At 58.8% G+C, this 21,019-nt stretch carries 21 protein-coding genes; 3 read left to right on the top strand and 18 right to left on the bottom strand.

Annotated elements, in window-relative coordinates:
* Nucleotides 1–153: 153 nt before the first annotated feature.
* The 13 genes from ACTJJX_RS16955 to ACTJJX_RS16895 all read right to left on the bottom strand — a co-directional run bounded on the left by ACTJJX_RS16955 (nucleotide 154) and on the right by ACTJJX_RS16895 (nucleotide 11,895).
* Nucleotides 154–1,866: a UvrD-helicase domain-containing protein gene (locus tag ACTJJX_RS16955; protein ID WP_003117144.1), complete on the bottom strand. Its 1,713-nt coding sequence runs from the start codon at nucleotides 1,864–1,866 to the stop codon at nucleotides 154–156.
* Nucleotides 1,863–3,713, bottom strand: a complete 1,851-nt coding sequence (locus ACTJJX_RS16950; protein WP_003109853.1) for an ATP-dependent nuclease — start codon at nucleotides 3,711–3,713, stop codon at nucleotides 1,863–1,865. The genes ACTJJX_RS16955 and ACTJJX_RS16950 overlap by 4 nt, the downstream gene beginning before the upstream one ends.
* Nucleotides 3,714–3,838: 125 nt before the next feature.
* Nucleotides 3,839–4,654, bottom strand: coding sequence for a sterol desaturase family protein (locus tag ACTJJX_RS16945; protein ID WP_003109852.1), 816 nt, complete (start codon nucleotides 4,652–4,654; stop codon nucleotides 3,839–3,841).
* A gap of 32 nt (nucleotides 4,655–4,686) precedes the next feature.
* The gene (locus ACTJJX_RS16940) at nucleotides 4,687–5,448 is read right to left on the bottom strand and encodes a helix-turn-helix domain-containing protein (RefSeq protein WP_019396504.1); all 762 of its coding nucleotides are present in this window, start codon (nucleotides 5,446–5,448) and stop codon (nucleotides 4,687–4,689) included.
* A 58-nt stretch (nucleotides 5,449–5,506) separates the two neighbouring features.
* Complete coding sequence (locus ACTJJX_RS16935) at nucleotides 5,507–5,944, bottom strand: hypothetical protein (RefSeq protein ID WP_020750918.1); 438 nt, start codon at nucleotides 5,942–5,944, stop codon at nucleotides 5,507–5,509.
* Nucleotides 5,945–6,023: 79 nt separating this feature from the next.
* A complete protein-coding gene (gene arsJ / locus ACTJJX_RS16930; RefSeq protein ID WP_003109849.1) occupies nucleotides 6,024–7,256 on the bottom strand; it encodes an organoarsenical effux MFS transporter ArsJ in 1,233 nt (410 codons plus the stop codon).
* Between the two features lie 17 nt (nucleotides 7,257–7,273).
* Nucleotides 7,274–8,278, bottom strand: coding sequence for an ArsJ-associated glyceraldehyde-3-phosphate dehydrogenase (locus ACTJJX_RS16925; RefSeq protein WP_003109848.1), 1,005 nt, complete (start codon nucleotides 8,276–8,278; stop codon nucleotides 7,274–7,276).
* Nucleotides 8,279–8,298: 20 nt separating this feature from the next.
* On the bottom strand, nucleotides 8,299–8,814 hold the full coding sequence (locus tag ACTJJX_RS16920) for a cyclin-dependent kinase inhibitor 3 family protein (protein ID WP_020750917.1): 516 nt from the start codon (nucleotides 8,812–8,814) through the stop codon (nucleotides 8,299–8,301).
* Nucleotides 8,815–8,826: 12 nt separating this feature from the next.
* The gene (gene arsH / locus ACTJJX_RS16915; RefSeq protein WP_003109846.1) at nucleotides 8,827–9,543 is read right to left on the bottom strand and encodes an arsenical resistance protein ArsH; all 717 of its coding nucleotides are present in this window, start codon (nucleotides 9,541–9,543) and stop codon (nucleotides 8,827–8,829) included.
* Nucleotides 9,544–9,547: 4 nt separating this feature from the next.
* Nucleotides 9,548–10,609, bottom strand: a complete 1,062-nt coding sequence (arsB, locus tag ACTJJX_RS16910) for an ACR3 family arsenite efflux transporter (protein ID WP_003109845.1) — start codon at nucleotides 10,607–10,609, stop codon at nucleotides 9,548–9,550.
* Nucleotides 10,610–10,626: 17 nt separating this feature from the next.
* A complete protein-coding gene (locus tag ACTJJX_RS16905; RefSeq protein WP_003109844.1) occupies nucleotides 10,627–11,097 on the bottom strand; it encodes an arsenate reductase ArsC in 471 nt (156 codons plus the stop codon).
* Nucleotides 11,098–11,116: 19 nt separating this feature from the next.
* Complete coding sequence (locus ACTJJX_RS16900; protein ID WP_003109843.1) at nucleotides 11,117–11,473, bottom strand: metalloregulator ArsR/SmtB family transcription factor; 357 nt, start codon at nucleotides 11,471–11,473, stop codon at nucleotides 11,117–11,119.
* Nucleotides 11,474–11,481: 8 nt separating this feature from the next.
* The gene (locus ACTJJX_RS16895; RefSeq protein ID WP_003109842.1) at nucleotides 11,482–11,895 is read right to left on the bottom strand and encodes an arsenate reductase ArsC; all 414 of its coding nucleotides are present in this window, start codon (nucleotides 11,893–11,895) and stop codon (nucleotides 11,482–11,484) included.
* A 335-nt stretch (nucleotides 11,896–12,230) separates the two neighbouring features.
* Here ACTJJX_RS16895 and ACTJJX_RS16890 point away from each other — a divergent pair, with 335 nt between their 5' ends.
* Nucleotides 12,231–13,028, top strand: a complete 798-nt coding sequence (locus tag ACTJJX_RS16890) for a sulfite exporter TauE/SafE family protein (RefSeq protein WP_003109841.1) — start codon at nucleotides 12,231–12,233, stop codon at nucleotides 13,026–13,028.
* A 120-nt stretch (nucleotides 13,029–13,148) separates the two neighbouring features.
* Here the strand turns inward: ACTJJX_RS16890 and arsA are convergent, their stop codons facing one another.
* The 5 genes from arsA to ACTJJX_RS16865 all read right to left on the bottom strand — a co-directional run bounded on the left by arsA (nucleotide 13,149) and on the right by ACTJJX_RS16865 (nucleotide 17,844).
* On the bottom strand, nucleotides 13,149–14,906 hold the full coding sequence (arsA, locus tag ACTJJX_RS16885; RefSeq protein WP_003109840.1) for an arsenical pump-driving ATPase: 1,758 nt from the start codon (nucleotides 14,904–14,906) through the stop codon (nucleotides 13,149–13,151).
* 12 nt (nucleotides 14,907–14,918) lie between these two features.
* Nucleotides 14,919–15,281 (bottom strand): arsenite efflux transporter metallochaperone ArsD, encoded by a 363-nt coding sequence (gene arsD, locus ACTJJX_RS16880; protein ID WP_003109839.1) that lies wholly within the window; start codon nucleotides 15,279–15,281, stop codon nucleotides 14,919–14,921.
* Between the two features lie 127 nt (nucleotides 15,282–15,408).
* Nucleotides 15,409–16,773 carry an FAD-dependent oxidoreductase gene (locus ACTJJX_RS16875; RefSeq protein ID WP_003109838.1) on the bottom strand — a complete coding sequence of 455 codons (1,365 nt, stop codon included), beginning with the start codon at nucleotides 16,771–16,773 and terminating at the stop codon, nucleotides 15,409–15,411.
* Complete coding sequence (locus ACTJJX_RS16870; RefSeq protein WP_003109837.1) at nucleotides 16,770–17,285, bottom strand: arsinothricin resistance N-acetyltransferase ArsN1 family A; 516 nt, start codon at nucleotides 17,283–17,285, stop codon at nucleotides 16,770–16,772. The genes ACTJJX_RS16875 and ACTJJX_RS16870 overlap by 4 nt, the downstream gene beginning before the upstream one ends.
* A gap of 61 nt (nucleotides 17,286–17,346) precedes the next feature.
* The gene (locus ACTJJX_RS16865) at nucleotides 17,347–17,844 is read right to left on the bottom strand and encodes a MarR family winged helix-turn-helix transcriptional regulator (RefSeq protein WP_003109836.1); all 498 of its coding nucleotides are present in this window, start codon (nucleotides 17,842–17,844) and stop codon (nucleotides 17,347–17,349) included.
* 124 nt (nucleotides 17,845–17,968) lie between these two features.
* On the opposite strand from ACTJJX_RS16865, the gene ACTJJX_RS16860 reads away from it, so the two are divergent.
* Entirely contained in the window at nucleotides 17,969–19,177 is a 1,209-nt protein-coding gene (locus tag ACTJJX_RS16860) for an MFS transporter (protein WP_305956560.1), read from the top strand.
* A 307-nt stretch (nucleotides 19,178–19,484) separates the two neighbouring features.
* Nucleotides 19,485–20,855, top strand: coding sequence for a transposase (locus tag ACTJJX_RS16855; RefSeq protein ID WP_146538033.1), 1,371 nt, complete (start codon nucleotides 19,485–19,487; stop codon nucleotides 20,853–20,855).
* Nucleotides 20,856–21,019 lie beyond the last annotated feature (164 nt).

The following is a 21,019-nucleotide window of genomic DNA, read 5'->3' as shown; positions in this document are numbered from 1 at the left end:
TCTCGACATGGATAGTCTTGCCTGCGTCGTTTCGGATTTCTTATTTGCAAGTAGTCACAATAACCTGATTTCTTTCTGCTATGACTGAATCCGCTTTAGGACCGCTTCTGAATTAGAAACTTCCTATGCTTTGATGTGCCCCGCAATGCAGAGTCACAGGAAAGGACAAGGTTCGCGCTTCGGCGTCACAACGGTAGTACGGCGTACCGCTCTAGTCACTCCTACCCGTAGAGCTAACAGGTCTTGAGCGCAGGTCTTTGGGTCCTGCGGGGCTTTGGCGATGCGCTGGTATAGGCCTTCGTAGATGATGACCTCGTCGAACTCTTTGCCTTTGGACTTATGAATTGTCATGAGATGGATGCCGCGCCAGTCTTTTTGAGCAGCAGCGAAATGCTCCTGCATCAAGGCACTGCGGACTGCCTCTTCAGCACCTCTGTACCCACCCTGGGCACGCCACAGGGCACCCAAGCTGGTGCGCAGTACCGAGCCTCGATGAAGAAGTCGTAAGTAGCGGGCATCCGTTGCTACTTGCCTCAAGGCTTCCGCGGTGGAGGATGCCAACAGGCCGCGCAGATATAGCCAGTCCTCCGAAGGGTCACCTGTGAATTCCAGTCGTTGCCGCAACTCTGAGATCCGTTGAACTTCGCTGACAATCAACTGGCGCTTGGCACCGCGGATCTTTCCCGTGGAAAGGAAACCGCTAAGAGCGCCTGCCAGGTCAAGCTCCGTCTGAGGTGTAGGCTTGCCTCCGCGCCGTCCGCGAATGTGCGAGTGAAGTGCGCCGAGCATGCGGCTTGCCACATCGCTAGCCGTACCTCCCTCCAGTAGCGTGGCGATAACGCCAGCGGCTAGAGCCGGCGGCTCTGCATCCATTGCAACGTCGTGATATAGCTCCGGCAGACCATCAGACGTGGATGAGAAATAGTCAGAAAGCTCAAGCATTAGCCGTTTGGATGGCACCAGAACCGCGATCGACTTGTCCGGTACTTTCTTGAGCCGTTCCAATGCCGAGTAAACTGCGGTCTTGGCGCTGAAGTGCGAGCTCTTTCCATATAAGAAGCCGTAGCGAATGATTTTGACCTGTTGATAGGTCCTGCCCTTGTTCGCCCCGGTGAGAAGGTCGTTCCCATAGGTTGCGATATCGGTACCGCCGCTGCGATGGTTTTCACCGGCGAAATCGAAGTGAGCGGCGCTGAAGCTCTCCAGAAAGTCGCCCACCCGCCTGGGGTCAGCGCCTCGAAACTCGTAGATTCGCTGTTCGGGGTCTGCCAGTGCAATGAGGCGACTGCGTCTTCCAAGCTGCTGAATCAGCGCCCATTCATCACTGTTTGTGTCCTGAAACTCGTCGAGGATGATTATGGGATAGGTGTCGGAGAAGATGGTGTTTAGCCGATCACTTCGACGAAGCAGGTCGCTGACCAAGCTTGCGAACAAATCGAAATGCAGACGGCCTTCCTGCTCGAAAAGGCGCCGCTTCTCATTTTCGTGTTGGGCCTTATCGATATCAGTCAAATGCGCTGCTGCTTCTGGCGGTGGCAGGAGCTGCAGGCTTCGCCTGCCATTCAGCAAATAGGCATGGCTCCGGAGAATGCTCCATGCAAAACCGTGGTACGTACTAACCTCCAGTTGCTTCAGGTCCTCACGAGAAATCAGCTCAGAAGCCTTTTCGATGATGCGCGCTACGGTAGGCCTGGCGAAGCTCAAGAAGAGAATCTTCTGGCCTGGCTTGAGTACTCCTGAGCGAATCTCATCGCGAGCCTTCACCAGCGCGACGTGTGTTTTGCCTCCACCAGGACCACCCAGCGCTAGGGCGTGCCCGGTGCACGCCAGGAAGCCGCGCTTCTGATCGCTCCACACTTCAGTCATGTCGAAGGCTGGGGCGGGGACGGTTGAAACCTTCCATAGGCGGCTGCCAATGGTGCCGGCTTGGCTGCAGTTTCTGGGAGAAGGGGCATGCCGGCTGCCTGGGGAGGTAATGGAGGCAGCCGTGGTGGCTCAATGACGTTCTTGATGGCTGCCAACGTGGTTCTCACGTATTCAGGCATGTCGTCGGCGGTTTGACAGGAGGCGAGCAAGTCGCCGGCGTCGCCACCACCCTTAGCCCAGCTGAAATAACTCGACAGAGCAGCCTGCAGATCAGCCAACGGCGTTGCGGCTGCTGGTGTCCATGCCGCGAGATGCTGCGGCCAATCGCCTCCGGCAACTACAGCAGCGGCATAGCTGCGGAGTGCGGCCTCAGATGCGCCCTGCAGCACCAGGTCTTCGAAGCCTGCGCTCGCAGACTCGTAAGGATGATCGACTGAGGCCTTGATGGCTGCGAGTGCCTCCGGCGATTGCTTGTCGAACACCGCAAACACGGTCTTACCGAGTGACCGGAAGAATGCACCCAGCGGAGCGACATTGGTCTCCCCGCGAGCGTCGACGATGGCTACCCCAAGGTTTTCGAGTGATTTGAATCGTGTGGGATCCAACTCGCCAAGCCGGCGGGCGGCGGCAGCCAATGCGTCGTACTCCGTACGACCCTCAAGAACGAGTACATAACGGGCCAGTAGGGCTTCGCAGAATCGAGTTCTAAATTCGGTGCGATAAGCCTTGGGCTTGACTGATGGTGGGTATGTAGCAGGGATTCCGGTCATGACACCGGCCACTCGCTTGAGAACCACCACCTGGGCAGGCTCGAACTCCTCCAGCACGTAGGGTGAGTGAGAGGTGAAGATGGCTTGTGCTGACTTCTGGCGCAGAGAATTGATGATTCGCTTCTGGGTGTGCGGCGGAAGCGCGATCTCTGGCTCTTCCATCGCGAAGATTACACTTTGCTTGAGTTCGGCGATGATGGACAGCAGAGCCAACACCAGCGTGTTAATCGTGCCAGTGCCTTGGTGCTGATATGGCGCAGAGTAGACGGAACCGTCCGGCCTCTTTGCGCCCGTACCCATGAAGACGGTCAGTGTTCGGCGGAGCGTGTCTCGGGTGAGATCCGAGACACGCATGTGAGGGTCTTCTGCCCAGTCGGATGGTACGTAGTGCCGCACGGCATCTTGGACTGCGGCAAGCAGCTCGCCGATGTCTTCGGTCTCTCCAACTGGCAGTGCCCTTAGCTGGTCGAGCAGGTCCTCCCACATTGTCAGTCGTGTCTCCTTCAGTCGAAGGATCACGTCCAACAAAGAGCCTCGCTCCAAGCTGAGTGCACGGGTGCCGGTTCGCAGGGTGCGCAAATAGAGAAAACCGCACTTTCGCTTGTCGGGTGCAGAGAAGCGCAGGTAGGAACCATCCGGTGTTTCAGGAGTGGCGTAATAGGTATCCCCAGAGAAGTCATCCTCTTCTACGTCATACCAGCCGTTGAAGAAGACGCGCATTGCTGCACCAACGTGAGGGGCGTCTGTCCTTTCCGGGGGAGCCCCCACAAGTAACGTTTTGGCCTGCGCATCCCACCATTCGATGTGGTCGCGGAAATGCCGCTGCTGCTCATCGGAGAGGCCGGCGACAATAACCTCGATCTGGATCGGAACCACCTCTTTTTTGACCGGGTCTACATACGTCCCGGCATAGAAATCGTGCTCGTCTATTACGGGGCGGCGACTGAGGCGTTCTGGGCCAAGCACCAGGTCCACTGCTTCCAGCAATGTTGACTTGCCGGCATTGTTGTCACCTGCGCAATTGCACTGACTTGGCCACCCGATTGCATTCCTCCTGACCAACTCCTGGCCGAGCATATGCATTCGTGCTGACCACCGCTTGCATGCGGCCACAACAGTCACACCGTAGCCACGACCTGCTGCAGCCGATAGCAGCCGCTACCGGCCCATAGCGGACGTTTACGGACGCCTCGTCGCCGGCTTCACCTGTATTCACTATCTGCTTTCCGCGATCTGCAGAAGGGCCACCACAGCTGGGCACACCACGGATCACCAGGATCATTCGGGATTCCATATCGCTCTGGGTATCGGTCGCGAGTGAAGTTCGCGGTTCCGAACAGCGTGTCCCAGATGAACAGCAACTGGGCGAAGTTGTGATGGGGCGGCTTGCCGTGCTCATCAAGCTCGGCGTGATGCGCGCGGTGCGTGCTAGGCAGCTGAACCAGCCGCTCTAGCAGCCAGGTAGCGGGCGCCAGCCAGCGCCATTTGTAGAGCACCTTGTCCCAGGCGAACGCGCTGTGCACCAATACGTTGGCGCAACCGAAAATCAGGTGAGCGATGAGCACCGCCTCGCCTAGGCCGAGATAGACGAGAGCCCCGGCGTACCAGATGTCCGGCATGAACAAGAACCAACGCCAGTTCTCCCGGTAGGCAACGCTGATGCTCATTGCCGTTGCGGTGTGGTGGGTACGGTGCATGTGCCACATGAAAGGAATGGTGTGGCCTAGTCGGTGGTACCAGTAGTGCATGAAGTCAGCAGGGATTATGACCAGCAGAACCGCCTGCCAAAGTGGAAGCGAGCCCAGCTGACCAGCTGCGCCAGGTGCCAGTTGGGCCAGGATCAACGCAGCTCCGGCGATGACTGCTGGTTTAATCAGCAATGCGAACTGGGCAAGGCTGATCGCGTCAACGGCAAGCTCGTCGGATTGGCGCCTGTTCAGCATGCGTCCGGCAAGCAACTCGAAGCTTCCCAGTAAAACCAGAAGGCCGCTGACAGCCCAGGTGTCCAGATGTGGCATCTAATGCCTCCCTCAAGATGTGAGGGAGAGTTTCAGCAATCCTGCAGCCAGCTTACTTGAAGGATTTTGTTGTTGTTCGCCTGTGAAGGGCGAAGCCCGAAAGTCCGCAGGCAGATGCGGGACAGGTGGGCTGAGTCGGCAAAACCTGCTTCATGAGCGACGGCGGTGGCTCCATTCGGGTCATTGAGCCCCTCCAGGGCACGCCGGAGCTTTCGCCACAGCAGCAATTTGCGCAGTGGCAAACCGAGCGACTCCTGTAGCCAGTGGGAGCAGTGTGCTTGGGTACTGGAATAGCGAGACCGGAATGCTCCCCAAATCTGCTCTGCGGTGCTGTCTTCGCCTGATGCCTCGACCAGTGACAACAGATACTCCAGGCGCGGGCTTGGTGTGATCTCTGGCTGCTCATGCAGAGCAAGCAACTCATTCAGCGCGTCATCGAAGGTCTGCTGCGTGGTTGCGGAGGCCAGCCTGAAGCGAGAGGCAACTGGTACGTCGACTCGAAGCGCCGCATCAGGGCTGCTACGGGCCCAGCGCAACATTCGAAGATATGACGGGTGGCTTGGCTCGACGGTGATGCTCGTATGCGGCTGCGGGCGCAGGAAACGGCGACGTATTTCGGGTGCCAACAGCCAAGCCTCCGAGGTGGCGGCTGGTAAACCATCGATCTCCAACTCGAGCGGTTCGCCGTCAGCCAGCAACAGGGTCATGCCAGGGCGCTGGTTGTAGCCATTGGGCAGAGACTGCGCCCTGACGATGAACGCTGATTTCCCGATCAGAAGCTGGTTTGGTGCCATGGTGAACGTGTCAGCCTGACGATAAGTTGCACATGAAGTTTATTACGCCCTCTTGCCGCTACGGCGTACAGCCACTCTTGAGGTAGGTGTTCCGGATAGCGGGAACTCCATTCTCAATCTCGACATCGGAGGCATACGCTTCCAACAGAAGCTCGCAATTGCCCCGTTGGGTTAACACCACGCCAGTCAATGTCGCGTCCCTGCTGATGCAGTCGAATCCGCTCGTGATGGCATAGGTTGCCTGCTTTCCATTGATGCTGACCTGCCCGTCGCCAGAGGCCTTGCAGTCCCCCCAGCGCAGCCCCTCTGCAGAGATCGTAAGGAGGGGCGGACTCGATGCGGATGATGCTTCGGCCCGCCACTGACCATCGAACCAGCTGCCGGCAATCGGTTGTTCGATGCCGGCAACGGGTTTGTGGGCGTCGCTCGGTTTGTCGCACGCGCTAAGCCACAGTGCGGAGACGAGAAGCGGTAGTAACCCTATCAACCTGTTCATGATGTGCCTCCACATTGCATCAGGTCTTCGGGCCTGCCTTGCCCAGGAAGGCAGGAGTCTCATGCATTCACACCCCTAGTCAGTTCGGGGTGGTCACCACCTCTGCATGTCTGGGCAAGGCGATTGAAATGAGCGCGGCCAGGAGAACGAATGCCGCAGAGATCCAAAGGCAGGCCACCAGTCCGTAGGCCTGGAATACCCACCCGGAAAGCACCGTGCCGATTAGGCGTCCCATGGCGTTGGACATGTAGTAGAACCCCACGTCCAGCGATACGCCGTCCTCCTTGGCGTACGAGACAATCAGATAGCTGTGCAGCGAGGAATTCACGGCAAAGAGCGCCCCGAACAGCATCAGCCCACCCAGGAGCACGATCTGAGCAGAGAGGTTCATATCCAGACCAAGGGCGATGGCGGCCGGCAGCACCGCAAGTATCAGCGCCCAGATGAAGGCAGCGCGACCGTCGGGGACGTGACCTCGCTTCTTGCCGGTCAATGCCGGCGCGAAGGATTGGACGATGCCGTAGCCGATCACCCACGCGGCAAGGAAACCTCCGACCAGCCAGAAGTCCCAACTCAGCGTCTCGCTCAAATAGACCGGGAGCGCGACGACGAACCAGACATCCCGAGCACCGAACAGGAACATCCGTGCAGCAGAGAGAATGTTGATTGCTCGGCTTTTGGAGAGCATGTCGCGGAACTTGGGCTTGGCCTTGGCTTTGCCCAGGTCTTTTTTCAGCGACAGCATGCTGCCGACCCAGATGAGGGCTAGCACCACGGCCATGGCCAGCACGGCGCCTTTGAAGCCGAGCAAGGCCAGCAGCGCGCCACCCAGGAAGAAGCCCACGCCTTTGAGCGCATTCTTCGAGCCTGTAAGGATCGCCACCCACTTGTAGAGCTTGCCTTGCTGAGCATCTGGCACCAGGAGCTTGATCGAGCTCTTGGCGCTCATCTTGTTGAGATCCTTGGCGATGCCGGATAGCGCTTGGGCTCCCATAACCCACGGTATCGTGAGCAAGGCAGACGGCACGGTGAGCATCAGCAGCGCCACGACCTGCATGGCGAGTCCGATGTTCATGGTGCGGTTCAGTCCCACCCGCGCCCCCAGGTAACCGCCAACCAGATTGGTGACGACACCGAAGAACTCATAGAACAGGAACAGGGCTGCGATCTGTAGCGGCGAGTACCCCAAAGAATGGAAGTGGAGTACCACCAGCATGCGCAAGGCGCCATCGGTGAGCGTGAAAGCCCAGTAGTTGCCCGTTACCAGCAGGTACTGGCGAACTTCTGGTGAGAGCGACGATAGCGCCTTCATGATCGGGCCCCGCTCCTTCAGCCAGCCAGGCCGACCAGCTTCGCCAGTTCGACAGTGCGGTTGGCGTAGCCCCATTCGTTGTCGTACCAGGCATACAGCTTCACCTGTGTACCGTTCACAACCATGGTCGAGAGCGCATCGATGATCGAGGAGCGCGGGTCGGTGCGATAGTCGATGGAAACCAGTGGGCGCTCCTCGTAGCCAAGGATGTCCTTCAGCTCATTCTCGGCGGCGCGCTTGAGCAACTGGTTGACCTCGTCCGCGCTGGTCTGCCGCTCGACTTCGAAGACGCAGTCGGTCAGCGAAGCATTTGCCAGCGGGACGCGAACGGCGTGGCCATTCAGTCGGCCGCGCAGCTCCGGGAAAATCTCCGCGATGGCGGTGGCAGAGCCAGTGGTGGTAGGGATCAGGCTCATACCTGACGCACGAGCACGACGCAGATCCTTGTGTGGCTGATCCAGGATGCTCTGGGTGTTGGTCAGGTCGTGGATGGTGGTGATCGAACCGTGGCGAATACCAAGGTTTTCGTGGATCACCTTCACCACCGGCGCGAGGCAGTTGGTGGTGCAGGAGGCTGCCGTCACGATGCGATGCTGAGCCGGGTCGAACAGGTGTTGGTTGACGCCCATTACGACGTTCAGCGCACCTTTTTCCTTTACCGGCGCACTCACGACAACACGCTTCACACCTTGATCCAGGTAGGTCTGCAGCACGGCAACGGTCTTCATCTTGCCACTGGCCTCGATGACCAGATCGCAGCCCGACCAGTCAGTGTCAGCGATGGCTTTGTTCGCCGTGATCTTGATGCGCTTACCACCAATAACCACCGAGTCACCGTCGGAGCTCGCTTCGTGATGCCAACGACCGTGAACCGAGTCGAAGTTGATCAGGTGGGCGTGCGTCGCAGCATCGCCAGCCGGGTCATTGATCTGTACGAACTCAAACTCCGGCCAGTTCCATGCCGCGCGCAGCGCCAGGCGACCGATACGTCCGAAACCATTGATGCCTACTTTGATGGCCATGTTTTTGTTCTCGAGTGCGGTTAGCGAGCGTTCGGCGATTTTTTGTCGAACTGGCTGATGTAGTTAATGTGTGCAGGGTGCTGAATCGCACGGGGACGAAGGGCTTGTACCTGGGCTACGGCTTCTCGCATGGGCATGCCGCACTCGATCAACAGTTGGGCTGCGATCAGGCCTGTGCGACCAGAGCCGCCCTTGCAGTGGATGGCGATCTTCTGGCCGCCATTGACCAGCTCCTTGAGGCGATCTCGATTGGTTTCCCACGCAGTGGAGAAAGCTTCACCGGGCGCCTGGTCATCCTCCACTGGCAAGTGGAACCATTCGATCCCTTGCAGTTGGCATTCCTCGGGAAGTAGATCGACTTCGTTCTGCAGCAGTTCGTCTTCTGGCATCAGGGTCACCAGAGCCACCGCGCCGGCATCGCGAAGCGTGGCTAGCGCCTCGGACACCGACGTGTCCTTGGTGCCGGGGCACGGAGTGAAGATCAGTTGGCCGCTCAGATCGGACGCGGTAAGAACGGAATACGGATGCGATTGCACGTTCAGAAAGCCTCAGATGGATCGTTGATTGACACGTTTGGATAGCTCTTCCGCCGACTCCTTGCGCTCGGAGTAGCGGTCGACCAGGTAGTCGGCGCGATCACGCAGTAGCAGGGTGAACTTCACCAGTTCCTCCATCACGTCGACGACTCGGTCGTAGAACGGAGAAGGCTTCATGCGACCTGCCTCGTCGAATTCCAGGTAGGCCTTGGGCACGGAGGACTGGTTGGGGATAGTGAACATGCGCATCCAGCGGCCGAGCACGCGCATCTGGTTAACGGCGTTGAACGACTGCGAACCGCCGCAGACCTGCATTACCGCCAGGGTCTTACCCTGAGTGGGGCGCACGGCGCCCATGCTCAGCGGAATCCAGTCGATCTGCGACTTGAACACGCCTGTCATGGCGCCGTGGCGCTCCGGCGAGCACCAGACCATGCCTTCCGACCAGAGCACCAGGTCACGCAGTTCTTTGACCATGGGATGGTCATCGGACACGTCATCCGGAAGGGGCAGACCTGACGGATTGAAAATCCGCGTCTCGGCTCCGAAGTGCTCTAGCAAGCGAGCGGCCTCCTCGGTGAGCAAACGGCTGAAGGAGCGTTCGCGAGTCGATCCGTACAGCAGGAGGATGCGCGGTTTGTGAGTCGATTTCTGTTCGATAGCCAGTTTGTCCGGGGACGGCAGATCGATCAGTTCGCTGTCGATATTGGGGATATGGTCATTGGTCATGATTTCACTCCTGGGAAAGGGCGCCAGAGGCTTGATCGAACCAGCGACGCTTGAGCCACCAGGCAACGCCGACCAGAGAGATCAGTACAGGTACTTCAACCAGCGGCCCGATCACGGTCGCAAAGGCGACGGGGGAGGCTAGGCCGAAGGTGGCGATGGCCACGGCAATGGCGAGTTCGAAGTTGTTGCTCGCGGCGGTGAATGCCAGCGCGGTGGTACGTGGGTAGTCGGCCTCCAGCAGCTTGCCCATCCAGAAGCTGATGAAGAACATCACCACGAAATAGATGGTCAGCGGGATGGCGATACGCAGTACGTCCAGCGGCAGCTGCAGCACCATGTCGCCCTTGAGGCTGAACATCGCAACGATGGTCAGCAGCAGAGCTACCAGCGTCAGCGGGCTGATCTTCGGAATGAAGCGATCTTGGTACCAGGCTGCACCCTTGCGGTTGATCAGGATTTTGCGGGTCAGGAAGCCGGCCAGGAACGGAACGCCCAGGTAGATCAGTACTGACTGCGCGATATCGACGAAGCTCGTTTCAATGACGCTGCCTTCCAGCCCGAACAGGGGCGGCAACACGCCCAGGAAGATCCAGGCGTACACGCTGAAGAACAAAATCTGGAAGATGCTGTTGAAGGCGACCAGGCCCGCAACGTACTGGTTATTACCGCCCGCGATCTGGTTCCACACCAGCACCATGGCGATGCAGCGCGCCAAGCCTATGAGGATCAGCCCCGTCATGTACTCAGGCTTATCGGAGAGGAACACCACGGCCAACACGAACATCAGTACCGGGCCGATCACCCAGTTCTGAATCAGTGACAAGGCGAGGATGCGTTTGTCCTTGAAGACTTGCGGCAGCTCCTCGTATTTCACCTTCGCCAATGGCGGATACATCATGACGATCAGGCCAATGGCGATGGGGATATTGGTCGAGCCTACTGACAGGCCGTTCAGCCAAGCCGGCAGCCCCTGGAAGAAACTACCGAGCGCTATACCAAGCCCCATGGCGAGAAAGATCCAGATCGTCAGGTAGCGATCCAGGAAAGTAAGACGACTCTTGCTCATGATGGGTCTCCGTAGCTTCAGAGAGTGCCGATGCGTGCCAGTTCTGCCTTGAGCTGGGCGGCATCGAGTTGTTCAAAGGGCAGTGCGAGAAGCGCAGAAATGCGTCGTTTGATGTGCCCGAGCGTGTCATCGAAGGCAGCATCCATCTCTTCCTCGCTACCCTGCAGATCGGACGGGTCGGCAAGTCCCCAATGGGCCTTCACAGCGGGCCCGAAGAACACGGGGCACGCCTCGCCGGCTGCCTTGTCGCAAACGGTGATGACAAAGTCCGGTGCCAGGTCGGCATGTGAATCGGTGGACTTGCTGCTCAGGCCATTAGTGGCGATACCGGCGCGCTGCAGGGCTGTGATGGACAGCGGATTCACTTCCCCCTTGGGTTGGCTACCGGCGCTGTATGCCTTCATGCCGGCTGGGGCCAAGTGATTGAAGACAGCCTCAGACAAGATGCTTCGGCAGCTATTGGCGGTGCAGAGGAACAGAACTTTCATCGGATCTTCTCGGCAGTCTTCAGCAGCAGGCAGCAACGCGCTCGGGGCGGTCGCCCATGGTGTCCAGTCGCTTGGAGCTCGTGCTCAACCACTGGCGGTTGGCCTCAAGCGTCGTTACGAGAATCTCGCGTACCCAGGCGGGCAGTTTTGGATGCAGTCGGTAGTACACCCACTGGCCTTGCCGGCGGTCTTCCAGTAGCCCACAGGTACGCAGCTGAGCCAGGTGGCGAGACACCTTCGGTTGGCTTTCATCCAGGGCACAGGTCAGTTCGCAGACGCAGAGCTCTTCCTCGCGAGCGATCAACAGCATCATCCGGATGCGGTTTTCGTCAGCCAGGCATTTGAAAACCTGGGTCGGAGTCAGGGAGTCAGTCATGGCGGTTCTCAGTGTTTGGTCTTCACAAGGACGAACATCTTGATGCGCTCGTGAATCTCGTGAAGCGTGTGACGGAAGGCGTCGTGGCGGTTGCTGGTCACCGGATCTTCAAAGTTCCACGCCAATGCCTCGCCAGTCCCTGGAAGGGTTTGGCATTCCTGAGCGGCTTTGTCGCAAAGGGTGATGACATAGTCGAAGCGTTCACCCGCGAACTCTTCGATGGATTTGCTGCGCAGGCCGCTGGTATCAATGGAGAGATGATCGAGGGCGGCATAGGTTCTCGGGTCGATCACGCCAGGCTGAGTTCCAGCGCTGAAGGCCTCGAAGTGCTCACTGTCGGTGTGCCGAAGCAGCGCTTCGGCAAGTTGGGAGCGAGCGGCGTTGGCGGTACAAACAAACAGGACGCGGATCTTGTCAGTCATCTCGGGATGTCCGGATGTATATGGTTTTTCGAATATACGTTTTTTCGCATAAACTTCAAGTGACAGTTCTGTCATGAGCTGTTTGGGCCGACGCCCGGAGCACGGTGTGCGGTGATTGGTGGGGGCGGGTGTAACTGACAAAGTACCGGGCGCGTTGAATCTGCATGCCTTCACGCTGCCTTTTCGCTCGAATCCGTCGCATGAGCCCATGCGCTGTTGTGGAGCCTAGACATTAGGTTGCCATCGGAATAGCTTGCATGGCCGCCGAGCCGCCCCTTTAGGAGACCTGGCACGACGGCGCGCAATCCGATGATGCGAAACGAGGCAGGAGCCGTATGAGCGCCGAAAAAGAAAAGAACAATGTCGCAGTCTTCTCCGCTGGCTCCTTGATTGGTGCTTTAGGAGGGCTCATAGGCTTAGGTGGCGCAGAGTTTCGACTTCCTCTGCTGATTGGCCTTTTCGGTTTTGGGGCTCTTGAGGCAGTTATCCTTAACAAGGCGATGAGTCTCATCGTCGTCGCGACGGCTTTGCCGTTTCGTGCAATGAGCGTCCCCTATGCGGACGTCCTCGAACGTTGGGACATCATTGTCACACTCCTTGCCGGAAGCCTTGCTGGAGCTTGGTATGGGGCGGGGTGGGCAACCAAGCTCAAGAGCCAGACTCTTTACAGAGTGCTGGCAGTGCTGCTGGTAGGAATCGCCATTGCGTTGCTGTTTGGCCATGACGCAAACGCGACGGGTGAGCCACTGTTTCATGGCGCAGCGTTGATTATGGTCGGTGTGGTCGTCGGTTTCGGGATCGGCGTCGTAGCAGCGCTGATGGGAGTCGCAGGTGGCGAACTACTCATTCCGACCATCGTTCTTTTGTTTGGCGCCGACATAAAGCTTGCCGGTAGCCTTTCACTGGCGGTGAGCCTGCCCACCATGATCGTGGGATTCACCCGCTACAGCCGCAACCAGAGCTTTTCGGTGGTCAGAACACAGCGGACGTTCATCCTGATCATGGCCGCTGGCTCGATCATTGGAACCTTCATCGGTGGGCAGTTACTTGGGCTGATTTCCACTACATACCTGCTACCCCTGCTCGCCGCTATTCTGCTGATTTCCTCGGTGAAGGTCTGGCGGCATAGCTGACACCGACGTGCCTTGCGGGTGTCTCTGCTTTTCCGAGACGTTGTCCACGCGCTTACTCATTCGAAGGAAATGCCGAGCACCCCAGAAGCCTCTCAGCCTTGGTGGTGCTCGGCGCAGCCTTTAGCAGTTTCCGACCAGCGATTGCAGACGATCTATGCCGACAGGTTCATCTTTCAGCAGCGGGACAACCGCGTAGCGGGAAGAGTGCTTGGTAGCAACCGCATTGATCTCGCGGCGCTCATTCTCTGCTCTTCTGAGCAGCAATGCGGATCTTGGCGCTGCTGCCGCGACGCTGTTGTTGATCACCCAAGCCCATGGCTCGATTCCTGCGCGGCGCAAATCGTCCTGCAGGTTGGCCGCCTCCAGAACGGGGGTGGTTTCGGCAAGCGTTACCAGGAGCACTTTGGTCTGCTTCGGATCCTGCAACTGCATCATGGGAGTGGTGTAGCCCACCTTCGTGTCGCCCATCTGGCGGACAATCTCGCGGTGATAGGCCCCTGTGGCGTCCAGAAGAAGCAAGGTATGTCCTGTAGGGGCGGTATCCATCACGACGAACTTCTTGCCAGCTTCCCGGATGACTCTGGAAAAGGCCTGGAACACGGCGATCTCTTCGGTGCAGGGCGACCGCAAGTCTTCCTCCAGTAGGGCACGGCCTTCCGCATCGAGACTGGCGCCTTTTGTCTTGAGTACGTGCTGCCGGTATCGCTCGGTCTCCGCCTGAGGATCGATTCTGCTGACCGTGAGATTCTCCATGACGCCTTCGAGCGTCTCCGCGAGATGCGCCGCCGGGTCGGAAGTCGTGAGGTGTACCGGAAGGCCTCGGCGGGCCAGGTCGACTGCCACCGCTGCGGCCATGGTGGTCTTTCCTACACCGCCTTTGCCCATCAGCATGATCAGACCGTGCCCTTCGGCGGCGATTTCATCAACGAGAGGCGACAGCTTCGGTAGGTGCAGCTCGGTGTTCGTTTCGGTCTCCGTGACTGGCCCAATGGCCACATCAAGGAACAGGTGCTTCAGTGCATCGAGCCCCACCAGGTTGAAGGGTTTGAGTGCCACCTGATCGAGCGGAAGGCTACGAAGTACCTCCGGTATTTTCGCTAGAACCTGTTGCTCCCGCTGGTAGATGGCGGCGGCAAGCTCGTCGCCTTCTGCAGCGGCGGCCGGCAACACGCCATTCACCACCAGGTACTGCTGCTTCAAGCCGATATCGGCAAGCTCCTCATGGGTGCGCGCAACTTCGCGAAGCGCAGCATTTTGGGCTCGTGCAACGAGTATCAGGCGAGTACGTACGGGATCAGCCAGCGCTGCTACAGCCGCTTTGTACTGGGCGCGATGCTTTTCCAGCCCGGCGAGTGGCCCGAGGCACGAGGCGTCGCCCTTACCGCTCTCTAAAAAGCCGCTCCAGGCTCCAGGAAGCTGCAGGAGGCGGATGGTGTGGCCAGTTGGCGCAGTATCAAAAATGATGTGGTCGAATTCAGCGATCAGCGCGTCATCGGTGAGCAGTGAGGTGAACTCATCGAAGGCCGCGATCTCGGTGGTGCAGGCCCCGGAAAGTTGCTCCTCGATACCTTTCACCACGTCTTCGGGCAGCACACCTTTCACTGGCCCGACAATTTTGTCGCGGTATGCCTGAGCAGCCTGCTGGGGATCGATTTCCAGCGCAGCCAGTCGGGCGACTTCCCGGATCTCGGTGACCTTGTTGCCGATTTCCGTACTGAATACTTGGCCCACATTGGACGCCGGATCAGTGCTGACCAATAGGACGCGCTTGTTCTCGCCGGCCAGTTGGACGGCAGCAGCGCAGGCGATAGAAGTCTTGCCCACGCCACCCTTACCAGTGAAAAAGAGGAAGCGGGGTGGGGATTGAAGAAATTGCATGGAATCCTCCTATCAGCAGCAACGACCGGAAGAGCAGCATCCGTTGCTCTCCGAGTCCGTAGAGGGTGAGGCTTGAACGGCGGCCCAGTGAGCCAGCTCGGTGCGTGACGGATAGCGGCCTGCCATAACGATTTCGCCATCCACCAGGGTCAAAGGCAGGCTGCCTTGGCCGGAACGCTGCAAGAAGTCGCGAACAGCGGATTGCTCAGCAAAGGCCTGAGGCTCATGCGCCAGATTGAAACGCTGAACATTGGCGCCTTGCCGGATTGCCCACTCGACATCACTCGCGAAGGTGACAAGGGACTGATCCACTTCAACCCCGCAAACGCCGGTGCTACAGCACAAGGCGGGATCGTATATCTGGATGAGATGCATGCTGGTTCTCCAATGACGACTGATAAAAAGTCAAAGAGCACCAAGGCTTGTGGTTGTTATATGCCAGCTTCGCTTCGCCGGCTTTGATCAAGGGCACGTCGGCGAAGCGTCGATGGGAAACGAGTTCTTATGAGCGACTCGTTGGTGTGCAGCAGGTCGATTTCTGGGCCACAACTGCAGCGGGAGACTCTTGCGTACCACAGCAACTGGCCTGCGCCGGTGCTGCGGGTGCACAGCAACTCGACGACTGCTCCTGCTCTTCGAACTGAAGGCTGCAGACTCCCGTTTCGGGTAGTTCGAGCTCGACACGCCGAGCAGCTTCCCAGTCGCCCGCGAGCCCTGCCGCTACAGAGCGAACTTGCTCGTAGCCCGTTAGCATTAGGAAGGTAGGGGCCCGCCCGTAGCTCTTCATTCCGACAATAAAAATCCCCTCGTCAGGATGAGAGAGTTCATCGATGCCATGTGGGCGAACCGTCCCGCAGCTGTGCTCGTTCGGATCAATCAGCGGGGCCAGTTGGGTTGGGCTTTGAGTGGCAGGATCAATTGCCAGCCTTAGCTCGCCCAGCAGCTGAAGGTTGGGCCGGAAGCCCGTGGCTACGATGATTTCGTCGACTTCCGGCAGTGTTTCGCCATTGCTGTGGACGACGAGTCCTTGGCCAGTGGTATCAACCCGGTTGATCGATATGCCTTGGAACAGAGTGATCTTTTCCTGTTCGAGCAACGCTCGGATGCGAAGGCCCAGGTTGCCGCGCTCGGCGAGCTTATCGTTGGCACCACCGCCCAGAATTCTCTCCAGAGAGTGTCCACGGATGCCCCAGAACACCTTGGTGCCGGGCAGTCCAACCAGATCCTGCAAGGCATTGAAGGCGGAGTGGCCGCCACCCACGACCAGTACACGGCGGCTCTCATAGCGCTCACGTGCACCGCCGGTTACATCGGGAATGCCATAGGCAATATGCGAGCTTGCTTCCAGCTCGCCCAATGCGGGAATACCCGAGGCGCCCATCCAGTTCGGAGTTTCATAGGTACCGGAGGCATCGATCACGGCGCGAGCGAGGATGTCCTGCTCACCATTGGGGCCAGCAATGCGCACCAGGAACGGTGAAGCAGTACGACCCTTGGTTTTCAGCGCATCAGCCCCCGACTTGGTCACCGCGAGGACGCGAGTATTCAGACGTGTCCGCTCCCGGATCACCGGAAGAGCAGCGAGCGGAAGGAGATAGCGATCCAACAGCTCGCGCCCGGTGGGATATGTGTCAGGACGCGGAGCTTCCCAGCCAGTCGCGGCCAGAAGCTTGGCCGCCTCCTTGTCCACGTTGTATTCCCAGGGCGAAAACATGCTGACGTGCCCCCACTGGCTGATGCTTGCTCCAGCCTGATTTCCTGCCTCAATGACTAGCGGATTCAGATCACGAGCCAGGAGGTGGGCAGCAGCGGCCAGTCCAACTGGGCCGGCGCCAATAACGACAACGGGAAGGTCAGTCAGGCTCATGCTGATTCTCCAGAGACAGGTTGATTCGAAGAGATGACCCGCTCGACGATGGCGCAGTCCAGCCAGCGGCCTTCCAGGCAAGCGTGTTTCTCGTAGACGCCAACCTGTCTGAACCCGCAGGAGCGGCAGAGCGCGAGGCTAGCCTCGTTGAAGGTGAAAATCCGAGAAAGGACTTTCCAGAATCCGCGTGCTTCTGCCTCCGCCAACAGAGCATTCAAGAGTACTTTCCCGATACCACGACCTCGCGCATCCCGGCGCAGGTAGATCGAGAAATCAGCGATACCGTCATAGCAGGAGCGCGCGCGATAGCTGCTCAAGTTCGCCCAGGCAACCACCTCGCCATCGAGCTCGACCACGAGAACCGGGTAGCGCGACATATCGGCTACCTTGGGCTGCATGTCCTCGACGGTGCGCGGCTGGGTCTCGAATGTGGAGCTGCGATCTTCGATGCCTTGGTTGTAGATATCGGTGATGGCTTGGCTATCACTGAGCTTTGCGAGGCGGACTAGCATCGTGCTTTCCTTTTGATTGGTAGTGACAACAATATAGTTAAAAAAGGGGGGAGCTACCCCCTCACTTGTCCTTGGTCTGGCCTGGGCAGCATTCACTGACAAGGCCACAACGAATCTCGGCAGCTCGAGTGAGCTGACGCAGTAAAGTCAGCGCACCCTGGCGAACCTCGGCTGGCATGCCGCTGATCATTTCCTTCTCTTCGGCGATCAGGTCGGCTCGAATGCGTTCGTACAAATCTGCGCCGGCTTCAGTAGCTTGAACTCGTACTGCACGGCGGTCTTCTGGATCTTCAACGCGCGACACGTAGCCCTTGCGCTCGAGGGTATCGACCACCCGGCTCGCAGTGCTCTTGTCCAGGAACATCTCCTCAGCGAGTGCCTGGAGGCGGAGCGGCCCCTGCTTCACCAAGGTCTCAACGGCGTAGCACTGAGTCACTGAAACGTCGTAGCAGCAAATACGGTCGCGGTCTCTGAACTGGTAGACCCGCACCAGTTGGTTCAGCGCTTCATACAGGGCTTCGGCATCCTGGCTCAGGTCGTCGGTACGCTTGTTCGGCATGTCATTTCCAATTGGTTGTTACCTGCAACAATATTCCGAGAGGATACAGCGGTCAAGCTATTGCCGCCTCCGATTGGCCAGAAAGGCCACGGTAGTCTAGCTTGGTTGCTACTAACAACTATGCGTGCAGGGTACCGTGACTCAGCTCGAATCACACGTTCCAGCCGCCCCTAATCGTCTGCGGTTGGTGTCCGCACTCGGCATAACGCAGATCTTCGCGTGGGGTTCCACCTTCTACCTGCCGGCAGTGCTGGCGAGCCCAATTGCACGGGACACTGGTTGGTCTCTATCGGCCGTTGTCGGTGGTCTGTCCTGGGGGATGTTAGTAGCAGGGCTCTGCTCGCCTGTTGCTGGCCGCCTGCTTGATCGGCACGGAGGGCGTGTCGTACTCGCCTTCAGTTCGTTGATGCTGAGCGTGGGTCTCTTGGTGATGTCCACGGCAAGCAGTTTGTGGGTTTACTACTTGGCCTGGTCGATTCTTGGGTTGGGGATGGCCACTGGTTTGTACGATTCGGCCTTCGCCACACTAGGTACGCTTCTGGGAGAGCGAGCTCGTGGGGCGATCACGGGACTCACCCTAATTGGCGGGTTCGCGAGCACTGCCGGGTGGCCCGCCATGGCTGCACTTGAATCCTGGTGCGGGTGGCGGGAGACCTGCTGGGTGCTCGCAGCAGTACATGCAGTGATCGGCCTGCCGATCCATTGGCTGGCAGTCCCCAAGCCCGTCAACGCTGTGAGAGAGGTGCCTAAGCAGAGGCAGACCGCCCTCGCTGAGGATCGATCTACTCGGCGGCTCTTCTGGTTGGTGGCTGGCCTGCTGACGGTCATTGCATTCGTTATGGCAAGCCTTTCGGTTCACCTACTGGCGTCATTGCAGCAGCTTGGGATTCCGACCGTAACAGTGCTGGCAATCGGCATGGTTATCGGCCCGGCCCAAGTGGTGGCGAGGGTGTTGGAGTTCTCCCTTGCGCGACATCTCCATCCGACCTGGTCTGCTCGTGCTGGCGTGCTGATAAGCCTGCTCGGTATCTGCCTACTCATCCCAGGAACGCCCTGGCTGGCATTCGTCGCTGCTGCGCTCTATGGGGCGGGCGTTGGAATTCTGACTATCGCGAGAGGGACACTGCCGCTGGTACTTTTCGGCGCCGAGGGCTACGGGGCGAGAATGGGCGTTTTAGCACGACCAATGCTTCTGGCGCAGGCCGCCGGGCCATTTGCGGTAGCGTTTGTGCTGAGTGGGCAAGGAGCGTCGGTAATGCTCGAGCTGATGGCGGTACTGGTCGCCATCGCATTGTTCGCAAGCCTCAAGCTACCGACAAGATCGTTGGTTTGAGGGGGGGGCGCGATGTCCGCAGCCGATTGCTGCCGCTGCCGAGAGGCAGCTACTCGCCCCATAGCGGACATACGTTCGCGTCAGCCGTCCAGAGATTCATTGAAGCCGTTGGGCTGACGGGATGCGCTTGCCTTGCTCGGCATGTGCGGCCTCATGGGGCGGATCATAGGAGGTAGCGATGCCCGTCATTCGAAGTGGGCGGCTGCCATGACTCAATGTCCGCAAATGGCCGATTCTGTTGAAAAAGTAGCGACCTCCCCATGCCGTTGGCAAAATTGCTTTGTCAGCGAGCCTGGGGGCGAACAGCATGATGGGACAGTTACCGGGAGGACAGCAGCGCCTGTTCTACTCGTTCAATCTGGAAGATCACGTCCCGGCCCAACATCTCCTGCGCAGCATCGACCAGTGCCTGGATCTCAGTGATCTGCGTGCCTACCTGGCAGATTTCTATAGCCCCATCGGGCGTCCCTCGATTGACCCGGAGTTGATGGTGCGCATGCTGGTCGTCGGCTACTGCTATGGCATTCGTTCCGAGCGGCGATTGTGCGAAGAGGTGCACCTGAACCTGGCCTATCGCTGGTTCTGCCGGCTGGGTCTGGAAGACGAAGTCCCCAATCACTCGACCTTCTCGAAGAATCGCCATGGGCGTTTTCGTGACAGCGATCTGTTCCGCTGGTTGTTCAATGAAGTGCTGCGGCGCTGCATGGCGGCCGGTCTGGTCAAGGGTGAAGGTTTCGCTGTCGACGCCAGCATCATCAAGGCGGATGCTAGCCGGCAACGTGGGGTAGCAGGAGATGAAGTCGATTGGCGCGATCCAGCACTCAGCAGCCGCGCCGTGCGCGAGTACCTCGAAGCCCTTGATGAAGAGGCGCTGGCTGAAGCTCTTCCCAAGAAAATTTCGCTCACCGATCCTCAGTCCCGTTGGACAGCAGCGCCAGGCGGCCCGGCCTACTTTGCCTACTCCACGAACTACCTGATCGACACTGAGCACGGCGTGATCATGGATGTGGAAGCTACCCCGGCGCACCGTACCGCCGAAGTCGATTCGACTAGAACGATGGTCGAGCGTGTCGAAGCGCAGTTCGACCTCACACCGGAACGCCTTATCGGCGACACCGCTTATGGCACTGCCCCGATGCTGGCCTGGATGGTCGAAGAGAAGGACATCGAGCCGCATGTGCCGGTGTGGGACAAGACTGAGCGCAAGGACGACAGCCTCTCCAGTAAGGACTTTCACTGGAATCAGGAAGCCAATGAATATCGCTGCCCAGCCGGCAAACCACTACGCAGTGAATGGCGCGCCTTCACCCAGAAAAGATCGCGGGTGACCAAGGCCAACACCATCATTTATCGCTCCAGCCAAACCGACTGCACCGCCTGTCCTTTGAAAGCGAAATGCTGCCCCAACACGCCGAATCGGAAGATCGTCCGCAGCATCCATGAGGCTGCCCGCGATGTGGCCAGGCGCATCGCCAAGACACCGGAATACCTCGTCTCTCGCTGCGAACGAAAAAAGGTGGAGATGCTGTTCGCCCACCTCAAACGGATCATGAAACTCGACCGTTTACGACTGCGTGGCCTGACAGGTGCCACTGACGAATTCACTTTGGCGGCGACGGTGCAGAACCTGCGACGCATGGCCAAGCTTTTGCCTCAAGGGCCACCGCTCACGGGATAGGTACGCCTGCTGCGAGCAGAAACCCTCAAATTAACCCTCAAACCTGAGCAAGGACGCTCAGTGAAACGCCGGAAGGCAACTTGAAGTGGCTTGCAGCCACTTAGATAGCAGGCACACTTGATCGGCAGGCTGCCGCTGAAGCTACTTTTTCAACAGAATCGGCC

The organism is Pseudomonas sp. 22490 (assembly GCF_052044465.1).
In the GTDB taxonomy this organism is placed as follows: Bacteria; Pseudomonadota; Gammaproteobacteria; order Pseudomonadales; family Pseudomonadaceae; genus Pseudomonas; species Pseudomonas aeruginosa.
The sequence above is the reverse complement of the archived record's forward strand: the minus strand, read 5'-3'. Positions and strand labels throughout refer to the sequence as shown.